At 60.4% G+C, this 18997-nt stretch carries 12 protein-coding genes; 6 read left to right on the plus strand and 6 right to left on the minus strand.

Annotated features, from left to right (window positions below):
• Positions 1 to 35 precede the first annotated feature (35 nt).
• Positions 36 to 959, minus strand: coding sequence for an ectoine hydroxylase (gene thpD, locus KTN04_RS04465; RefSeq protein ID WP_217334004.1), 924 nt, complete (start codon positions 957 to 959; stop codon positions 36 to 38).
• A 222-nt stretch (positions 960 to 1181) separates the two neighbouring features.
• Here thpD and KTN04_RS04470 point away from each other — a divergent pair, with 222 nt between their 5' ends.
• Positions 1182 to 2921: a diguanylate cyclase gene (locus KTN04_RS04470; RefSeq protein ID WP_217334005.1), complete on the plus strand. Its 1740-nt coding sequence runs from the start codon at positions 1182 to 1184 to the stop codon at positions 2919 to 2921.
• Here KTN04_RS04470 and KTN04_RS04475 read toward each other — a convergent pair.
• A complete protein-coding gene (locus KTN04_RS04475; protein ID WP_217334006.1) occupies positions 2918 to 3835 on the minus strand; it encodes a MurR/RpiR family transcriptional regulator in 918 nt (305 codons plus the stop codon). The genes KTN04_RS04470 and KTN04_RS04475 overlap by 4 nt on opposite strands.
• 179 nt (positions 3836 to 4014) lie before the next feature.
• Between KTN04_RS04475 and KTN04_RS04480 the strand changes: the two genes are divergently transcribed.
• Both KTN04_RS04480 and KTN04_RS04485 read left to right on the plus strand, forming a co-directional pair.
• Positions 4015 to 5280 carry a pyridoxal phosphate-dependent aminotransferase gene (locus KTN04_RS04480; protein ID WP_217334007.1) on the plus strand — a complete coding sequence of 422 codons (1266 nt, stop codon included), beginning with the start codon at positions 4015 to 4017 and terminating at the stop codon, positions 5278 to 5280.
• Positions 5281 to 5385: 105 nt separating this feature from the next.
• Positions 5386 to 7017: a methyl-accepting chemotaxis protein gene (locus tag KTN04_RS04485; RefSeq protein ID WP_217334008.1), complete on the plus strand. Its 1632-nt coding sequence runs from the start codon at positions 5386 to 5388 to the stop codon at positions 7015 to 7017.
• Here the strand turns inward: KTN04_RS04485 and acnA are convergent, their stop codons facing one another.
• The 3 genes from acnA to KTN04_RS04500 all read right to left on the minus strand — a co-directional run bounded on the left by acnA (position 7018) and on the right by KTN04_RS04500 (position 13483).
• Positions 7018 to 9732, minus strand: a complete 2715-nt coding sequence (acnA, locus tag KTN04_RS04490; protein WP_217334009.1) for an aconitate hydratase AcnA — start codon at positions 9730 to 9732, stop codon at positions 7018 to 7020.
• Between the two features lie 94 nt (positions 9733 to 9826).
• Positions 9827 to 12217, minus strand: coding sequence for a Lon protease family protein (locus KTN04_RS04495; protein WP_217334010.1), 2391 nt, complete (start codon positions 12215 to 12217; stop codon positions 9827 to 9829).
• A gap of 15 nt (positions 12218 to 12232) precedes the next feature.
• Positions 12233 to 13483: an MgtC/SapB family protein gene (locus KTN04_RS04500; RefSeq protein WP_217334011.1), complete on the minus strand. Its 1251-nt coding sequence runs from the start codon at positions 13481 to 13483 to the stop codon at positions 12233 to 12235.
• A gap of 340 nt (positions 13484 to 13823) precedes the next feature.
• On the opposite strand from KTN04_RS04500, the gene KTN04_RS04505 reads away from it, so the two are divergent.
• The 3 genes from KTN04_RS04505 to KTN04_RS04515 all read left to right on the plus strand — a co-directional run bounded on the left by KTN04_RS04505 (position 13824) and on the right by KTN04_RS04515 (position 17351).
• Positions 13824 to 15098: a hypothetical protein gene (locus tag KTN04_RS04505; RefSeq protein ID WP_217334012.1), complete on the plus strand. Its 1275-nt coding sequence runs from the start codon at positions 13824 to 13826 to the stop codon at positions 15096 to 15098.
• A 39-nt stretch (positions 15099 to 15137) separates the two neighbouring features.
• Positions 15138 to 15548 carry a hypothetical protein gene (locus tag KTN04_RS04510; RefSeq protein ID WP_217334013.1) on the plus strand — a complete coding sequence of 137 codons (411 nt, stop codon included), beginning with the start codon at positions 15138 to 15140 and terminating at the stop codon, positions 15546 to 15548.
• A 66-nt stretch (positions 15549 to 15614) separates the two neighbouring features.
• Positions 15615 to 17351, plus strand: coding sequence for a metallophosphoesterase family protein (locus tag KTN04_RS04515; RefSeq protein ID WP_217334014.1), 1737 nt, complete (start codon positions 15615 to 15617; stop codon positions 17349 to 17351).
• A gap of 60 nt (positions 17352 to 17411) precedes the next feature.
• Here the strand turns inward: KTN04_RS04515 and KTN04_RS04520 are convergent, their stop codons facing one another.
• Positions 17412 to 18929, minus strand: a complete 1518-nt coding sequence (locus KTN04_RS04520; protein WP_217334015.1) for an acetyl-CoA hydrolase/transferase family protein — start codon at positions 18927 to 18929, stop codon at positions 17412 to 17414.
• Between the last annotated feature and the right edge of the window lie 68 nt (positions 18930 to 18997).

Here is an 18997-nt window from a genome sequence, read left to right on the forward strand (position 1 = left end):
GACCGGCAGGGAACACCCTGCCGGGTTACCGCTACTCAACCGACCTCGCGGGCCGGGGGCTCAGCGCTGCACTCCAGGACCTCGAAGCTATCCCGCGTGGCCAGAAATTCAGGTCTGGGTGGGCAGGGGCTGTAGGGCTTAACACAGCGGTTGCTCACGGCGTTATAGACAAAAAACAGGTTGCTGCGTGGCTGCGGTGAGATGTTGCTGCTGGAGCCGTGCATCAGGTTGCAGTCAAACAGCAGTACCGAGCCGGCTGGCGCTGCGGTTGAGCGAATGCCATGACGCTGGTGCAATCGGGCCAGGCTGTGATTATCCGGTGTGCCTACTGTCTGCTGCTTGAGTGAATCCCGGTAATAGTGCTCCGGGGTTTCACCAGCACAGCTGATGTACGTGCGGTGCGAGCCGGGCATCACCATCAGTGAACCATTGAAAAGTGTGTTGTCGGTCAGCAGGATAGAGGCACTCAGGGCTCGCATGCGTGGCATACCATCTTCCACGTGCCAGGTTTCAAAGTCTGAGTGCCAGTAGAACTCGCGACCATTGAAGCCGGGCTTGAAGTTGAGCCTGGATTGGTGAATGTACAGCTCATCGTTCAAAATAAAGCGGGCGATATCGGTGATTCGCGGATCAGCGGCGACGCGGCGGCATAGATCATTGTGTAGGTGCACCTGGAAAACAGATCTCAGAGCGCCACTGCCCGGTTCGGATATGGCTCTTTCGGAGGCCATAAGGTCTGAATCCTGTTGCATCTGCTCCAGTGTCTGCAGCATCCTGCTGACCTCTGCACGGCCGAACAGGTTGGGCAGTAGCAAATACCCCTCACGGTTGTATTGTTGCAGCTGCGCTTTGCTCAGGGGGGCGCCATCGCGGTAGTGTTGATGGATGACGGGATCCTGTCGCTCCAGACAGCGGGTCTGATGGCCGGTGCGGGATGGATAGAGATCCTGAGTCTGCATTGCTTACCTCCTTGCTTGTGGCACAGCGCGGACATGCCGGCGGCATGATGGCTGCGCACCGGTGAAAGACAATAAAGACGCAATTCATGTGGGGACGATTACGGTGATTTCAAGTCGATGTGTAAAAAACGCCAGTAAATCGAGGCTTGCTGTGTCAATTAGGCTATATTATTCCGGCTAAGTAGCGAGCGGTGGAGATTTCGGTATGCGGGAGGTAACGGCTTGAACTTGAAGGCACGCTTCAGTCTTCTGGCGCTGGTGTTGATGCTAACATCAGGGCTGGCGGTATGGGCGGCCGTTCAGACCCTGGCCGAAGACATCATTACCGAATGGGCGCAGCGTTATGTGGACAAGCAGGTCCGTTACGACAAGCAGCGGGTGATGCAGCCGCTGCTGCGTGAAATCGCGCTAGCGCAGCAGCTGGCCAGCTCGCCGGTGCTGCTGGAGTGGCTGCAGCAGCCGGATGACCTGGTACAGGAGTATCATGCCCTGATGGAGCTGGAGCGCTACCGCGAATCCTTCCAGAACAAGAACTACTTCATCGGTGTACGCAGCAGCGGCCATTATTACTACAATAATGCCGAAAACGAATATGGATCGGACCAGCTGCGCTATACCCTGCAGCCGGACGCTCCGGAAGATCGCTGGTTCTATCAGGTCATCGAGCAGGGACGCGACCTGATCATTAATGTCAATCCGGATCAGCACCTGGGCGTCACCAAACTCTGGATAGATGTGTTGCTGCGCAACCCTGATGATGGTGAGGTCTTGGCAGTAGCGGGAACAGGGCTGGATCTGGGGGGCTTTCTCAATGACTTCGTGGATTCAGGCGAAGCCGGCATCAGCAGCCTGTTTGTCGATCATAACCGGGCGATACAGCTGTACCGGGACCAGTCGCTGATCGACTTTGCCAGCCTGACCAAGCCCGAACAGCATCAGCTGCACCTGGACCGCATGCTGTCGGCGGCCGATCTGGGCCGGCTCACCTCGGCCATGGCCGAGGTGCAGGCGGCGCCTGAGCAGGTCGCCAGCCGCTTTGTCACCATGGAGGGTGTGCGCTACCTGGCCGGCATCGCCTATCTGCCCGAAATCGACTGGTACGAAATCACGCTGATGGATCTCAATCAGCTGTTGCCGCTGAGTCGCTTCAATACCCTGCTGCTGGCGTTCGGCGCTTCCCTGTTAATCACCATCCTGATCTTTCAGATTGTTCTTGGGCGTGTGGTACTCGCGCCCCTGCAGGCGCTGGATGCGGCCATGCGTCGGGTGCGTAACGGTCAGTATACCGGCGGCCCGCTCAAAGTCCGTGCCAGTGGTGAAGTTGGCCGGCTGGTGCGGGAGTTTGAACAGATGACGGCCGAAGTTCATGAGTCGCGTACTTCGCTGGAGCACAAGGTGCGCGAGCGCACCGAGGCGCTGCACCGTATCAGTCAAACGGACGAGTTGACGGGACTGTTCAATCGCCGTGGCATGGATGTGCGCCTGCAGGAGGAGCTGGCCCGCAGCCGTCGCGAGCATAGGCCTTTGGCCGTCATCTGGATCGACCTGGATCGCTTCAAGGAGATCAATGACATTTATGGTCATGGTGTCGGTGACGAGGCTCTGAAACTGGTTGCTCAGGTGCTGCGCTCTGTGGTGCGCGAGTATGATGCTGCGGCCCGCTGGGGCGGAGACGAGTTTCTGCTGATGCTGCGTGATGCCGACTACGCCATAGTACAGCAGGTTTGTGAACGCCTGTTGCGGGTCATTCGCGGACGTACGCTGGAAACCGACTCGGGGGCGCACTTGTGCATGACCTTCAGTATTGGCGCCTGCATCACCTGTGACGGCAACCTGGAGCAGCTGCTGCGGCTGGCGGATGCGGCCCTCTATGAGATCAAGGCGGCGGGGCGCAACGACTATCGTATTGAGGTCGTGACAGGGGCTCGGCAATCAACGGATCACCCGGTAAGCATCGATTAGAACTCGTCATTCAAACGGTTGATCAACTCTTCCCGCCGACTGAGCTGCTCGACGGCTGTATCGCCCAGCAGACGCGCCACCTGCAGCAGCAGGGTTTCGGCCAGAAATTGAGTGGCAATCATGCTGTTGGTGTACAACGGGCTGTCACCACTGCTGATCAGGCTGATCTCGGCCAGCTGGGCCAGCGGTGAGTGATGGCTGTCGGTTAATGTCAGCAGCGGCAGCCTGCGCTGGCTGGCCACCTGTGCCAGCATTACCGAGTCGCGGCTGTAGGGCTCTGAACCGAACATCACCAATACATCTCGTGTGTCCAGTTCGGCCAGGGCTTGTGCCTGGCCTTCACCGGCCGAGCCGACCACGCTGACCTGTTCGCGCAACAATCCCAGCATGTAGCTGAACATGACGGCCAGGCCGTAGGACTGGCGCCGCCCCGAAATCCGCACCCGCCGCGCTTTGACCAGGACTTCGGCTGCCTGGCGCAGGTTCCGTTCGTTCAGCTGTGCGGTGGTGCGCGACAGATTGCCGACCTGCACGTCCAGATGTTGATTCAGCCGGTCGCTGACGGGCACATCCTCGTGTGTGTTGACCAGCGCAGAGGCTTGAACGCTGTAATAACGCCCCGGTTCGCTGAGTGAATGTCGGAACAGGGCCTGAAACTGCACGAACCCTCTGAACCCCAGCAGCTTGGCAAGCCGGGTCAGGGACGCGGGGCTGACGCCGGTGACCTGGGCCAGCTCTGTTATGCTATGGGTAGCGACCAAACGCGGGTCATCCAGCATGGCGCAGAGCGCGACCAGCAGCCGCTTGCCCATGGGCAGCGATAGTTCGCCACGCTTGAGCAGCGAGGGAAGTTTGCGCAGCTCCGCCAGAGAGGTTGGCGGGAAGGTGATTAGGGGCGTGGATTCCGATTTCAATGCCTTTTTACCTTCGTGCCACATGGTTATTTAAGATTTTGAATCATAAAGTTTTTTTTGAAGTTAACCGGGCGTCATGCCGTATTATGAAAATAAATTTCCATTTTGCTATTCAGTATTGAAGCATTTTTCACAGGGTCCATAGTACAGCACATCGCTGAACATCAGGAACCCCGATCATGTCCATTGACGCTTTTTTACGCCCGATCAACCACTCCGAAACATTGCTGATCAATGAACGCTCCGAGCAACTGGAAAGCAGCCGGCGCGTCTTCCGCTTCGGCTTTGGCCAGTCTCCCTTCCCGGTCCCGGCCTGCGTGGCCGAGGGGCTGCGTCAGCAGGCCAATGCCAAGGCTTACCTGCCGGTACAGGGCTGGAAACCACTGCGCGAAGCAGTTGCGGCCTTCCACCGTCAGCAAGACAGCGTCGACTGGCAGCCTGAGCGCGTACTCATCGGACCGGGCAGCAAGCTGCTGATTTATGCGGTAATGGCCTCTTTTACTCGGGCCGAAGTGTTGTTGGTATCGCCCAGCTGGGTCTCCTACGAACCCCAGGCCAAGCTGGCCGGTCACAAGGTATCCAGGCTGCAGGCCAACGCTGATAGCGAATGGCGGCTGACGCCGGAGATGCTGGATCAGTTCTGCCACCAGCGGGAAACCCCCGAACTGCCGCTTATTCTGGTGCTCAACTACCCGGGCAACCCCAGTGGCACCACCTACAGCGAAGACCAGTTGCAGGCGCTGGCCGATGTACTGCGTCATCATGGCGTGCTGGTGATCAGTGATGAAATCTACGGCATGTTGCACCATCAGGGTGGTCATCGCTCGCTGGCACGTTATTATCCGGAAGGCACGCTGGTGACGGGCGGCCTGTCCAAGTGGTGTGGAGCGGGCGGCTGGCGCCTGGGTGTGCTGCATGTGCCGGAGGCACTGTCTGAGAGCCTGCTGCCGCGGCTGCTGGGCGTGGCGTCCGAAACCTGGTCCTGTGTGACAGCACCGGTGCAGTATGCGGCCGTGGAAGCCTATGCGTTCGGCCCCGAGGTGGCCAGCTATGTGCAGCGCCAGCGTGAAATTTTGTCTTCGCTGGGACAGCAGGCGGCCGGCGTGCTGAACGAAGCGGGCATCAGTACGGCGCTGCCGCAAGGGGGCTTTTATTTGTTTCCGGACTTCGGTCAGTGGCGCGAAGCCCTGGCGCGGCTGAATATTCACACTTCGGATCAGCTGTGCGAGCGCTTGCTCACAGAGGCGGGCGTCGCGCTGTTGCCGGGGACGGCCTTCGGCATGCCACAGGAGGTGCTGACGGCACGTCTGTCCTATGTCAACTTCGACGGTGCTGCCGCCCTGACGGCAGCAGCTGATGAGATGATAGCCGTGACCCAGCCGGTCATCGATGGTCTGGCGGCGATCGTGTCCTGGCTGCAGAACAGTGTGAAGTTGGCGGCCTGAGAAAAAAGCAACACAGAATTGTGCCTTGGGGTTATGAGACCTGTATCAAATGCGCGATAATCGCAAAATACAAATGTCGCACTTAAACAACGGTTTCATTGCCCCATGTCACTCAAGCATATCAAAATTCGTACCACGCTCCTGACCATACTGCTGGTCTTCAGTGCCATGCTGGTTCTGTTGGCCATTGATGCCTGGCGGGCGGCGCGCAATGCCCATCAAGCCCTGACGGAATTGAATCGGGTCACGGAAGAACAGACCGTGCCCGTTACCAATACCCTGATCACCGTGTTGCGGGCACGCCTGGCAGTGATTGCCGCGGAAGCCGAATATCAGAACGGCAACCTGGCCAATGCCCGCCACAGCCATGAAGCCTCTGCCCGCTTCGCACGAGAGGCAGCGGCCCTGTTCAAGCCGTTTATGGTCTCCCGCAAGAGCGATGCGACACGGGGCCTGGCACAACGCATGGAACAGCAATTTGCCGACTTCGAGCAGGCGGTCAGCGCCCTCAATCGAGCACTGGACAACCGTGACCGTGATGCATTTCTAGCTGCAAACCTCAAAGCACGCAACGCCAGTGAGGGGTATTACAGTGCGTTGCTCGAGTTTCAGCAGCAGATGAATATTACCCGCAAGGCGGGAATGGAAGCAGCGCAAGGCAGCTATGATACCGCTGTGCTCAAGGCGATTGGCGTGACGCTCCTGTCGCTGTTGCTGGTGGGTTTGAGCCTGTGGTTTGTGCGCCGACAGATCGTGGCGCCACTGCAGCAGGCCAGTGACCACTTCAAGGTGATGGCGGCGGGCGACCTGAGTCGCGATATTGATACGTCGAGTAGCAATGAAATCGGTGAACTGTTTGTGGCTTTGCAGGAGATGCAACAGAGCAAGCGTGCCATGATTCGCTCGCTGATGGAATCTTCCAGCCAGCTGGCGTCAGCGGCAGAAGAGCTCAACTCGGTGACCGAGGAAAGTCAGCGCGGCCTGCAGGAACAGAGCGATCAGTTACAGCAGGCCGCCACGGCGATCACCGAACTTAGCACGGCGGTCGATGACGTGGCCGGCAATGCCGTGACCACCTCGGAAGCCTCCCAGGCCTCCAATGAGCTGGCCGTCCAGTGCCGCGAGGGGGTGCGTGTCACAACGACCGATATCCAGGCGGTTTCCGATGGCGTTGAACAGACCGCGGCACAGGTGGCCGAGCTGGCGCAGCACAGCCGCAATATCGGCCAGATTCTCGACGTGATTCAGGACGTGGCCGAGCAGACCAACCTGCTGGCCCTGAATGCGGCCATCGAGGCCGCACGGGCCGGTGAAGCGGGACGGGGCTTTGCCGTGGTCGCCGATGAGGTCCGCACGCTGGCCCAGCGTACCCAGTCGTCGACCACCGAAATCGAAAAGCTGATCACCGCCATGCGTCAGGGCACCACGGATGTGATGCAGTCGATGGAACAGAGCCGTGCACGGGCCGAACGTACGCTGACCGGGGCGGCCAACGCCAGCAGCGCGCTGGAAGAGATCTTCGAATCGATCAGCCAGATCAACGACCGTAACCTGGTGATTGCCAGCGCGGCCGAAGAGCAGGCCCAGGTGGCCCGCGAAGTGGATCAGAACCTGGTTAATATTCGCGATCTGGCCACTCAGACGGCGGCCGGGGCCAATCAGACCAGCGCCGCCAGCCAAGAGTTGTCCCGACTGGCGGTGGAGCTGAATGACAGCGTGGTGCACTTTCGCACCTGATCATCCGTCCTGGAGCATCCTGCGCAGCACGTAGTGCAGGATGCCGCCGTGGCGGTAGTAGGTCAACTCGTTGCCGGTATCAATGCGGCAACGGGCTGCCACCTCTTCCTCCTGCCCGTCCGGGCGGGTCAGTGTCAGGGTCAGCCGCTGCTGCGGCTGTAGCTGATCCAGCCCCTTCAGACTGATACGCTCCTCGCCGGTCAGCTTGAGCCGGTGTCGGTCGCTATCGATAAACTCCAGCGGTAACACGCCCATGCCCAGCAGGTTGGAGCGGTGGATACGCTCGAAGGATTCGGCAATCACGGCTTTTACCCCCAGCAGGCGCGTCCCTTTGGCCGCCCAGTCACGGGAGGAGCCGGTGCCGTACTCCTTGCCGGCGATCACCACCAGATCCACATGGTCCTGCTGATAGCGCATGGCGGCATCATAGATCGACAGCTGCTCGCCGCTGGGATAATGACGGGTTTCGCCCCCTTCAACGTTCGCCAGCATTTCATTGCGAATGCGGATGTTGGCAAAGGTGCCGCGCATCATGACTTCATGGTTGCCGCGTCGGGAACCGTAGGAGTTGAAGTCCGACGGTTCGATGCCCTGGGCCTGAAGGTAGCGTCCGGCAGGACTGTCGGCCTTGATGGCGCCGGCGGGCGAGATATGGTCAGTGGTGACCGAGTCGCCCAGCAGGGCCAGAATGCGGGCCTGTTCGATGTCGGCCGGTGCATCGGGCTTGGCCTGCATGCCGTCAAAGAAGGGCGGCCTGCGAATATAGCTCGAATCGGGCCAGGTGTAGGTGTCGCCTGCGGCCACTTCAATTGCTTGCCAGTCGGCATCGCCGTCGAATACGGCGGCATACTCGCGTCGGAACATGTCGGTATCTACCTGCTGCAGCGCCTGGGCCACTTCATCCGGCGAGGGCCAGATATCACGCAAAAATACCGGTTGGCCGTCGGGGTCCTGCCCCAATGGTTCCTGTGCCAGATCGATATCAATGCGACCGCTCAGGGCGAAGGCCACCACCAGCGGGGGGGAGGCCAGCCAGTTGGTCTTGACCGCCGGATGCACGCGACCTTCGAAGTTGCGGTTGCCGGACAGCACCGAGGCGACGGTCAGGTCGGCATCACGGATCGCGCGCTCGATCGGCGCATCCAACGGGCCGGAGTTGCCGATACAGGTGGTGCAGCCGTAACCGACCAGGTTGAAGCCCAGTTGATCCAGTGACTGGTCCAGCCCGGTCGCCCGGAGATAGTCGGTGACGACCTTGGAGCCCGGTGCCAGCGAGGTCTTGACCCAGGGCTGGCGCCTCAGGCCGCGCGCCAGCGCCTTCTGCGCCAGCAGGCCGGCCGCGAGCATGACCCCGGGGTTGGAGGTGTTGGTGCAGGAGGTGATGGCGGCGATGACCACGGCGCCGTGATTCAATGTGAACGACCGGTCACCCACGTTGACCTGAGCAGCGCCCTCGGCGCCGGGCGCCGGCTGACCGCCTTCGGCCTCCAGTTCACCGACCGCATCGGCGGCGGGTGTCAGGTTCAGGGCCATGAGTTCATCAAAGCGGGACTTCACCTCTCCCAGTGCCACCCGGTCCTGCGGGCGCTTGGGGCCGGCCAGCGAGGCTTCTACATCTCCCAGATCCAGGCTCAATGTTGCAGTGAACACCGGCTCGTCGCCGGGGTGGCGCCAGAGCCCCTGCTCCTTGCAGTAGGCTTCCACCAGCGCAACCTGCTCGTCACTGCGGCCAGACAGGCGCAGGTAGCGAAGGGTCTCCTCGTCCACCGGGAAGAAGCCGCAGGTAGCACCATATTCGGGCGCCATGTTGGCCAGGGTGGCGCGGTCGGCCAGCGGCAGTGCAGCCAGGCCATCGCCATAGAATTCGACAAACTTGCCGACCACGCCGTGCCGACGCAGCAGTTCTGTAACGGTCAGCACCAGATCGGTGGCGGTAATGCCCTCGCGCAGGGCACCGCTGAGCTTGACCCCGACCACTTCGGGGATCAGCATCGACACCGGCTGGCCGAGCATGGCCGCTTCGGCTTCAATGCCGCCGACGCCCCAGCCCAGTATTCCCAGGCCGTTGATCATGGTGGTGTGCGAGTCGGTGCCGACCAGGGTATCGGGACAGGCCCAGAGCTCTCCATCCCGTTCTTCTGTCCAGACGCTGCGGCCCAGGTATTCCAGATTGACCTGATGGCAGATGCCGGTACCGGGCGGCACCACACGGAAGTTGTCGAAGGCGCTCTGGCCCCAGCGCAGAAACGCATAGCGTTCATGGTTGCGCTGCATTTCGGTGCGCACATTAGCGCGGAAAGCATCCTCACTGGCGTAGTGGTCCACCATCACCGAGTGGTCGATGACCAGATCCACCGGCGACAACGGGTTAACCCGGGATGCGTCCCCCCCCAGGGCCGTGAAGGCATCGCGCATGGCGGCGAGGTCGGCCACGCCGGGCACGCCAGTAAAATCCTGCATCAGCACACGGGCAGGGCGAAAGGCGATTTCGTGGTCACTGTGGCCGCCCTGATGCTGCCAGTCGACCAGGGCCCGGAGGTCGTCTGCGGTGGCGGTACCGGCGTCCAGCCCGCGCAACTGATTTTCCAGCAGCACTTTGAGCGAGCGGGGCAGGCGACTGATGTCGCCCAGTGCCTCCTCGGCCCGTCTGAGGCTGTAGAAGCGGTAGTGTCGCTCGCCCAGACTCAGGGTCTGGCGGGTGTCGGGTATGCTCATACGAGTCCTCCCATGAAGGTTGGCGTGGGTGTATGGCCTTGGCCGCTACACCATGAACTTGGGATGTCGGTCGCGAGATTCAACCCCGGCCGGATCAATCCCGTGCCGGACCGGCCAGGTGGCGTGCCTGTTCGGCCCAGTCCTGCAGCTGCATTTGTACACAGCCGTTGACGGTGGCTGGCGAGTAACGCCCTTCGCTGTCGGCCTGCCCGGCGTCACGGTCGAACAGCAACTCGATCAGTTCATCCAGGGTGCTGACGGCATGCACGCTGAACAGCCCATCACGGCAGGCGTCCACCACGGCGGGGTCGAGAGTCAGGTGCGGTTCGTTCGCGGCCGGGATGATGACACCCTGGCTGCCATCCAGGCCACGGGCGTGACAGAGTTCAAAGAACCCTTCGATCTTCTCGTTGACGCCACCGATGGCTTGAATTTCACCCTGCTGGTTGACTGAGCCGGTCACGGCCAGACTCTGCTTTATCGGTAAACCGCTGATGGCGGAGAGCAGTACACAGAGCTCGATCGCGGAGGCGCTGTCGCCGTCTACCGGTCCATACGACTGCTCAAATACCAGGCTGGCGTTCAACGACAGGGGTTGGTGGCGGGTATAGCGGGCGCCGATACAGGCGCTCAGAATCAGCACGCCCTTGGAGTGCAGCGGGCCGCCGAGTTTGGTTTCGCGCTCGATATCGAGCATGCGGCCGCTGCCGATGCGGGCCGTGGCGGTGATGCGTCCCGGTTTGCCGAAGCGCTGATCGCCCAGTTGGAACACTGACAGACCATTGGCCTGGCCGATGGCCTGGCCTGTCGTACTGATCATCAGGGTGCCGCGTTCAATCTGTTCCTGCAGCAGTTCGGCATACTGGCTGCTGCGGTAACGCTGCTGGGCAATGGCTTTGTCGACATGCTCACGGCTGGCCAGGGATGCCCCCTGTCGCAGCGCCCAGAAGCTGGCCTCGCGAAGCAGGTCGAGCAGTTGGCCGCGGTTGAGCGACAGCTTGTCGCTGTCATCCATCTGCCGCGAACTCTGTTCAATCACGGCTTCCAGGGCACCGCGCTCGAAGTGGGTCAGCCCCTCTTCCCGGATCAGCAGGGTGATCAGGCCCAGATAACTGTCCAGGTTTTCACGGGTGCGGTCGAGGCCTTCGGCAAAATCGGCATAGACCTTGAACAGGGTGGCGAACTCGGGGTCGTACTGCTTGAGCAGGTAGTAGAGGCGGCGCTCCCCGATCAGGATAACGCGCACGTCCAGCGGTACCGGCTCCGGTTCCAGCGACCGGGTGCCGCTGATGCCGTAGATCTTTTCCAACGGGTCGATGCGCACTTCACGGTTGCGCAGCGCACGCTTGAGCCCCTCCCAAGCAAAGGGGAAGGCCAGCAGTTTCTGCGCGTCCACGATCAGATAGCCGCCGTTGGCCCGGTGTAGCGCGCCGGGCTGGATCAGGCTGAAGTCGGTTGTCAGGGTCCCCATGTGGGCTTCGTATTCGACCCGGCCGACCAGGTTCTGGTAGCTGGGGATATCTTCGAAGACCACCGGAGCGCCACCGTTGTCGGCGTGTCCGACCAGCACGTTGACCTGGTAGCGGCGAAAGCGTGCCGAGCGTGCGCGCTTGTGCAGCGGGATACGGTCTTCCTCTTCACCGGGCATGAAATCATCCACGTTTTCGATCATGTCCTGATGAATGGTATCCAGGAAGGCCAGTACCCCGGCATGACTGCCGTAGGTCTGGCGCAGGTTGTTCAGGGCGGGGTCGATTACGCCGCGCGTGGTGTCCTGCTCCAGCTCGCGGATACGGGCCTGATGCTCCTGGTGCATGCGCGGCACCTCGTGCACCAGTTCGGTGAGTTCCTCGTTGAGCGTATCGATGGCCTGCTTGATGCGCTCGCGCTCGGCATCGGGCAGCTGCTTGAAAGCATCCGGTGTCATCAGTTTGCCATCGTGTACCGGTCCCAGCGTATAGCCACCCGGTGTACGCACCAGCGCAATGCCCAGCTCGTGGGCCTTTTGCCCCAGTGCCTTGAAGCCCATCTCCTCGCGCTGCTGGAATTCGTCGTTCAGGGCCTGCAGCTGGCTGCGGTATTCATCACTCTTGAATTGGGCCGGGATGCGTAACAGCAGCACTTCGATCAGGCGGCGCAGGTCGTTGTGCAGGCGCTGACCGGTTGCCTGCGGCAGGATCAGTGTGGTCGGCTGATTGGGGCGATCGAAATTGTGGATGTAACAGCAGTCATGCGGCGCTTCGCCGCTGGCGGCCTCGGCACTGATGATGCGCGAGACCAGCTCTCGCTTGCCGACCCCGGTGGAGCCGCTGACAAAGAGGTTGTAGCCCTGATGGTCCATGCCGATGGAAAACTGGATGGCATCCAGTGCACGGCCCTGGCCCAGCACCGATTGATCGGGGCTGAGGTCCGCGCTCGACTTGATGCCGAAGGGCGTCAGGTCGCAGCCGTGGCGCAGTTGTTCAGGCGTCAGGCGGGTATCCATAACGATGTCCTTTGCTCAGATCAGGCTTAAGGTTAGCAGGGCCAGCGCGACTGCGAGCACCAATCCGGGCCAGAGCGCGCGACACAGGGGCCAGTGACCGGCAAAGAGGGCCAGTCCGCCCTTGACCAGCGTGTTGGTAATGGCGGCCAGGGTGATGCCGGTGACGGCGGTGTCGGTACTGATGGTGTCGCGGGCCATACGCGCCAGCGTCAGGGTGATGGCATCCACATCGGTCAGCCCGGCAATGATGGAGACCAGCCAGAGTCCCTGCTCACCCATATTGGCCTTGATGCCGTGGGCCACCAGCATGATGACAACCAGCAGGGCGCCGAACTGCAGCGCCGGCAGCAGCTGAAAGGGCTGGGTTGCCAGGGTCGAGGTATCGATGCGGCCAAAGGGTTCCCGGTAACGCCAGCAGGCACTCGCGGCCAGTGCGCAGCCCAGGGTCATGGCCAGCATTGGTGGCCAGAGCGCCGGCAGCAGTGCCGGGTTGACCACCGCTACTTCCAGCAGAATGCGGGGGTACATGATGGCGGCGGCCAGCAGAATGCCGCTGGCCAGCAGGCGGGGCAGCGGCAGGCGTGCATTCATGCGGGCCAGGCTCAGGGTCAGGGCGGTGCTGGAGGCCAATCCGCCCAGCAGGCTGGTGATCATGACGCCTTTGTCGGGGCCTGTCAGGCGCATGGCGAAGTAGGCGGCGAGACTGATACCGGCGATCAGGACCACCAGCAGCCAGATTTCATAGGGGTTGAGTGCGGCCCAGGGGCCATAGGCACGGTTGGGCAGCACCGGCAGCAGGACTACGGCAATCAAGGCCAGCTGCAGAATGCCACGAATTTCGGAGTCGCTCAGGTGGTCCAGGGCATGGTGCAGGCTCTGCTTGAAATGCAGCACCAGAGTGACAATGACAGCGGTGGCAACGGCCAGCTGCAGCTCGCCACTGAGGGCGAGTACGCCGAGTAAGTAGGTGACCAGGCCGGCCACGACGGTGGTCAGCCCCAGGTCATGGTCTTCACGGGAATCGAGCCAGTGTGCCAGTCCCAGCACCAGAATGATGCCTGCGGCGGTCGTGATCACGATGCCGGGACCGAACGGCGTCGCGAGAATCGCGGTCAGAGCGCCGGTGAGGGCCAGCAGACCAAAGGTGCGAATGCCGGCGATACGGCCGCCGACGGGGGCATTGCGCTCATGCCAGCCGCGCTGCAGCCCGATCAGCATGCCCAGTGCCAGTGCCACCAGCAGTTGCCAGAGTTGCGCGTGGTCCATGAGGCCTCCCGATACCAAGACAAGCTTTATCTCAGCCTAACAGATCCATGCAGGAGGGGCAGTGTCAGTTTTAAAATGCGAGCTTCAATGTAAGTGTTATTAAATGGATACGGAAAGCATTATTCAGATGTTTAAGTCATGCGTTTAATTGAGTTGAAAGGTTTTATTGGTTTTCAATATCAGTTCATTCGTCAGGGTTTTGGTTTTATAATGTGCGAATAATATGATCTGCATTAAATACACCCTCATAATCACTTAAATCACATATACTTTTGTTGCATAGTTGAAGGCCGGTTTGCGCAGTCCGAGCCCGGTGCCTCTTTGCACATCGGAGCGATCCATGAATCCACTGCACGAAATTACATTTGCCACCCCAGGGATGGACAGGAGCGAAAGTGAAAAGCTGCAGGCCGTGTTGGTGCTCGCCGAAATTCGGTTGAATGCCAGCTGGGTAGAAAGTACTCGCCCGGGTCAGGCGAATGTTGTCATATGCAGAGACCTGACCGCCGTGAGTGCGGAAGAAAAACGCCCCGTCATTTTGTTGCGTCCGGCGACCGAAACAATCGCCGAGGCCGAGTCGGGCACCGGGTATCCATTATTTGAACTGGTTCTCGACAGCAATGGCATGCCAAGCTTTTCAGAACTGATTCATGTTTTCGGGCAGGTTGAAACGCGGTTGCAGGAAGTGCCCGCCGAGCAGACACCTGCTGCGACGCCCGATCATCAGGCCACTGCTGTGGATGAGTCTATTGCGGACGTGCAGCCGATTGAGGCATTGCCTGTAGCAGCAGGCTTGGACGTGGTACTGCCGACGGAGGAGGAGCGCGCTCAGGAGCTGGCAGTGCCGATTTTCGAACCGCGCGCTGCCGTGAACTCGGAGGACGAGAGCCCCGCAGGTGCCTTAGCCATAGCTGAGCAAGAACCTCCTGCACCGGTCGAAGCTGAGGTACCAGAGCCTGCTGAAGCGACCATCGTGCCCGTGTTGCAGCCGGTCATGAGCGAAGTGGCCAGAGCCGTGGTGACCCGTCAATGTCTGGAGCAGCTGGCACTCTACGTGCAGGGCGCCCCAAATGAGGGCAGCTGGCACAAGATCCTGTTACAGTCGGGGGATGTCATGTTGCTGGACTTCGAGCAGGGCCGGTTTTACAGCAACCGTGTGCTGGAGAGCTTTCTCGTGCGGCTCGAAGATAACCGCATATCCTATATTTCAACGCTGTCGCGCTCTGAGTTTTCTGCTGAACTGAGCAAGCAGTACTGTGATGAACAGCCGTTGGCCAACCTGCAGTGGTTTCTGGCACTGTATTCCGGTATCAGCGGCACCGAGCTGCCGGCTGAAGATGAAACCTACAGCCTGTCGGGGTGGCCGGACAGCCAACTACCAGGGTTGCGACAGGAACACCTCAAACTGGCGGCGTTCATGCGCGGCAAGCCGGCCACGATTAAACGGATTGCGGACCAAACGGGTATAGCGGTTTCGGATATTCAAACATTTGTTGAGGCCTGCCGTTATCAGGGTCTGGTGCAGCAGGACGGTGAACAGAAGAGTGAAGCGGTACCGGCATCGGAACAACCCAAGGGGTTCTGGCGCCAGATACTGCGTACCATCAAACGATAACATGGGGTATGCCCCCTCTTGCTCAAGTGAGAAAAGACGATGTCAAAATTGGACGATGTGCTTCAGGGAATTGTGAATGATGTAGACGGTGCACTGGGGTGTGCCGTGGTCGACCTGGAAAGTGGTCTGCTGCTGTCCGTGGCACACAACGTGCCATACTTCACCTCTTCCTACCTGGAAGCGGTGGCAGCGGCAGCCGTCGACATGATGCGTGGCCGTAACGTACGTGCCGTAGAGTCGCTGCTGTCCAACCAGCGAGGTCAGCCGGTTCGCCACATGATCCAGGAAGTCCAGATGAGTACCGAACGTACCTATCACTTCATGGCGATTGTGCCGGAGAAACCAAACTCCCTGGTGGTGCTGATTACCAGCCGCAATACTAACCTGGGCATGGGCTGGGCTGCGGTACGGACCAATCTGCCGCGTATTGGCGAGTTCTGCCCCTCCTGAAAGACCGTCATCGAGAGCCCCCGAGCAGCTGGATAGCTGCTCTTTTTTTGCTGACAGGTCAGGATGATGTTGAAAAAGAAACTTAAAATAGTAGGTGCGCTCGGGGAAAGACTACACTTCGGCCCCGAGCAGATTCGCGCGACCATCCTGCAGGGGATGGAGGTGCTGTCGATCAACAGCGATTTCATGGGGCGACCCGCAACCAACATCTACGCCAATGACGTTCAGGTGGTCAAAATCCGCCGCGAGCTCAAGCTGACAGCCCGTCAGGCTCAGCCCTGGCTGACCAGTGTCATGGCCAAGGAGCGAGAGTTGGGTGTGTACCATCCGGCCAAGACCTGGTTCTACATCTATGCCGAGCGCGATGGTGTCGAGCTGGAGAATGAAGAAGTCCTGATCGGTAACATCACGCCCCGCCTGCAGCCCTTGCACAAGGTGTTGGAAGCAGCGCCCTCGGACGTCGCTGCCACGGCCCGAGCACGCAGCCTCCTGGATCACATGTTCGGCCTCTACCTGCGGACTGCCCACCAGTTCGGGGTCAAGCTGGATGAGGGCCTGTCGAACTTTGCCATTGATGCCCAGGACCGACTTTACTACGTCGATGACGAATTCTACGGCTGGGACAAGTTCATCTCGTTTGCCATGATGCTGGGCGTGCTGATTCGCAAGCTTAACTGGCTTGAGCGCGATTTTGCCCGTGCACTGGCATATGATCTGGGGCAGCAGCTGGATAGTATTTTCGGCGACCTCAACTATCGCGCCAGTGTGGCCTATCAGCTGCGGTCGGCGTTCATGCCTGCCGGAAAAAAACGAGATCTGGCTAACCTGATCAGCAGCGCACTGACCGAAGCTGAGCAGGAGCCGGTCGCACCGGCAGTCCCGCCAGCCGCCATGTCCTCGAGCGACGAGGCGAATGTGGCGCCAGCGCCGGTGCAACCGGCCGCCGTGAACCTGACACCTGCGCCAGCACCCGCAGCGGCCGTTGTGCCGGTTGCGGCAGCGCCTGCAGTGGCACCGCCGATACCTGCTGTAGAGACGCCGTCCACGCCTGATGGCGATGCTACCGCTCCCTGGGCGATCCTGGCGGATGTGCATGCCAATCTGCCGGCACTGGAAGCAGTACTGGCATGGCTGCAGCGAGAGGGTATCGAGCGCGGCATCGTACTGGGCGATCTGGTAGGGTACGGGCCGGACGCGGCGGAGGTCATCGAGCGGTTGCGTGGCAGCGGTCTGCAGATCATCAAGGGCAACCATGACCATGCCGTGGCGCTGGGCAGCTTTCAGCGGGGGCTGTCCAAGAATGCCCGCCACGTGGCCCAGTGGACTCATGAACAGCTGTCCGAAGAGCAGCGCGAGTGGCTTAAAAGGCTGCCGCCGGTGCTGGATACCGAGCACTGGATGGCCGTGCACGGCGCGCCTCTGGATCCGGAATTCTTTTACGGCTATGTCTATGAAATGACCTACCGTGACAACCTCGACAAGCTCGCTGCACTGGGGCGCAAGCTGTGCCTGCATGGTCATTCACACATGCCGGGCGTCTATGGGCGTGATGCCAAGGGACAGGACCGTCACTGGGTGGAGCCGCGGGTTTCATTGCAGGCGTTCAGTCATGCTCTGGTGTGCCCCGGTTCGGTGGGCCAGCCACGCAACGGCACGCCGCATACGCAGTTTGCAGTGTATGATCCGATCAACGAGGAGGTGCGGTTCGAAAGCCTGGAGTATGACTTCGAGCCGGTGGTTGAACGGATGAAGGCCAATCATTTCCCGGCCGATCTGTACATGCGCATGCCCAAGGGCGTGTAGTACAGGTAAAAAAAGGGCGCCCAGCGGGCGCCCAAGGGCTTAGAGCATCAGGAAAAATCGTTACATCTGCCCGGTTTCTTCATAGCGCTGATGCCAGCTCAGCGCTTCTTCCAGCAGATGCGGAGTGTGCATGCCGCGACCGGAGTGCAGTGCACGCTCGTAATAGTCGATCAGCGCCGGGCGGAAATCCGGGTGCGCACATTTGTTGATGATTTCGTGGGCACGCTGACGCGGTGACAGGCCGCGCAGATCTGCCAGACCCTGCTCGGTGACGATGATCTTGACGTCATGCTCGGTGTGGTCGACGTGGGAGACCATCGGCACGATCGCGGAGATGGCACCATCTTTCGCGGTCGACGGCGATACGAAGATCGACAGGTAGCCGTTACGGGCAAAGTCGCCTGAACCACCGATACCGTTCATCATGCGGGTACCCATGATGTGGGTGGAGTTGACGTTGCCGTACAGGTCGCACTCGATCAGGCCGTTCATGGCGATCACGCCGAGGCGACGGGCCAGCTCCGGATGGTTGGAGATGTCCTGCTGGCGCAGAATGATCTTGTCACGGTAGAAGTCGATGTTCTCATCGAATTCTGCAATGCCGTCCGGGCTCAGGGAGAACGCTGTCGCGGAGGCGACCTTCAGGGTGCCGGACTTGAGCATCTTCAGCATGCCGTCCTGAATCACCTCGGTGAACGCGGTCAGGCCTTTATACGGGCCTGCATCCAGGCCTTCGAGTACGGCGTTAGGGATGTTACCCACGCCGGACTGGATCGGCAGCAGTTCTTTCGGCAGGCGGCCCAGCTCAATCTCTTTGTTGAAGAAATCGAGAATATGGCCGGCAATCTTCTTAGACACGTCATCGCTCGGCTTGAACGGCGAGTTGCGGTCCGGCGCGGCGGTTTCCACCACGGCAATCACTTTCTCCGGCGGGCACGCCAGGTACTTTTCACCGATGCGATCGGATGGATCGGTCAGCATGATCGGCTTGCGGTTCGGCGGCAGGGCGGTACCGTAGTACACGTCGTGCATGCCTTCCAGCTTGGCGTTCTGCTTGGAGTTGACTTCAAGGATGATCTTGTCGGCCTGCTCGATCCAGGTCTTGTTGTTGCCGATGGACGAGGAGGGAATCAGGCTGCCGTCTTCACGAATGCCAGCTACTTCGATCAGGGCGATATCCATCTTGCCGAGGAAGCCGGACCAGGCGTACTGGGACACCTCGGAAAGGTGGTAATCGACGTAATCCATGGTGCCATTGTTGATGCGGCTGCGGCAGATGGGATCGCTCTGGAACGGCAGACGCATTTCAATGCCGTCGACTTCAGCCAGCACACCATCCAGTTCCGGCGCTGTAGACGCACCAGTCCAAACGTTGATGCGGAACGGCTTGGCATTCGGCTCGGCGTTCAGGCGGCGAATACGGTCAGCCAGAGCACCCGGGATGGCCTTCGGGTAACCGGCACCGGTGAAACCGCTCATGCCTACATTGGCGCCTGCCGGAATCAGTTCGGCAGCTTCTTCGGCACTCATCAGACGCTTGCTGAGGACCGGGCAAAGAATTCGTGCGTTATCAGACATAATTCAATCTCATGTCACATTGTTGACAATCTTGTGCGGCAACCCTGTGGCTGTTTTTTGCACAAGAG

This window comes from Marinobacterium weihaiense (assembly GCF_019061305.1).
In the GTDB taxonomy this organism is placed as follows: Bacteria; Pseudomonadota; Gammaproteobacteria; order Pseudomonadales; family Balneatricaceae; genus Marinobacterium; species Marinobacterium weihaiense.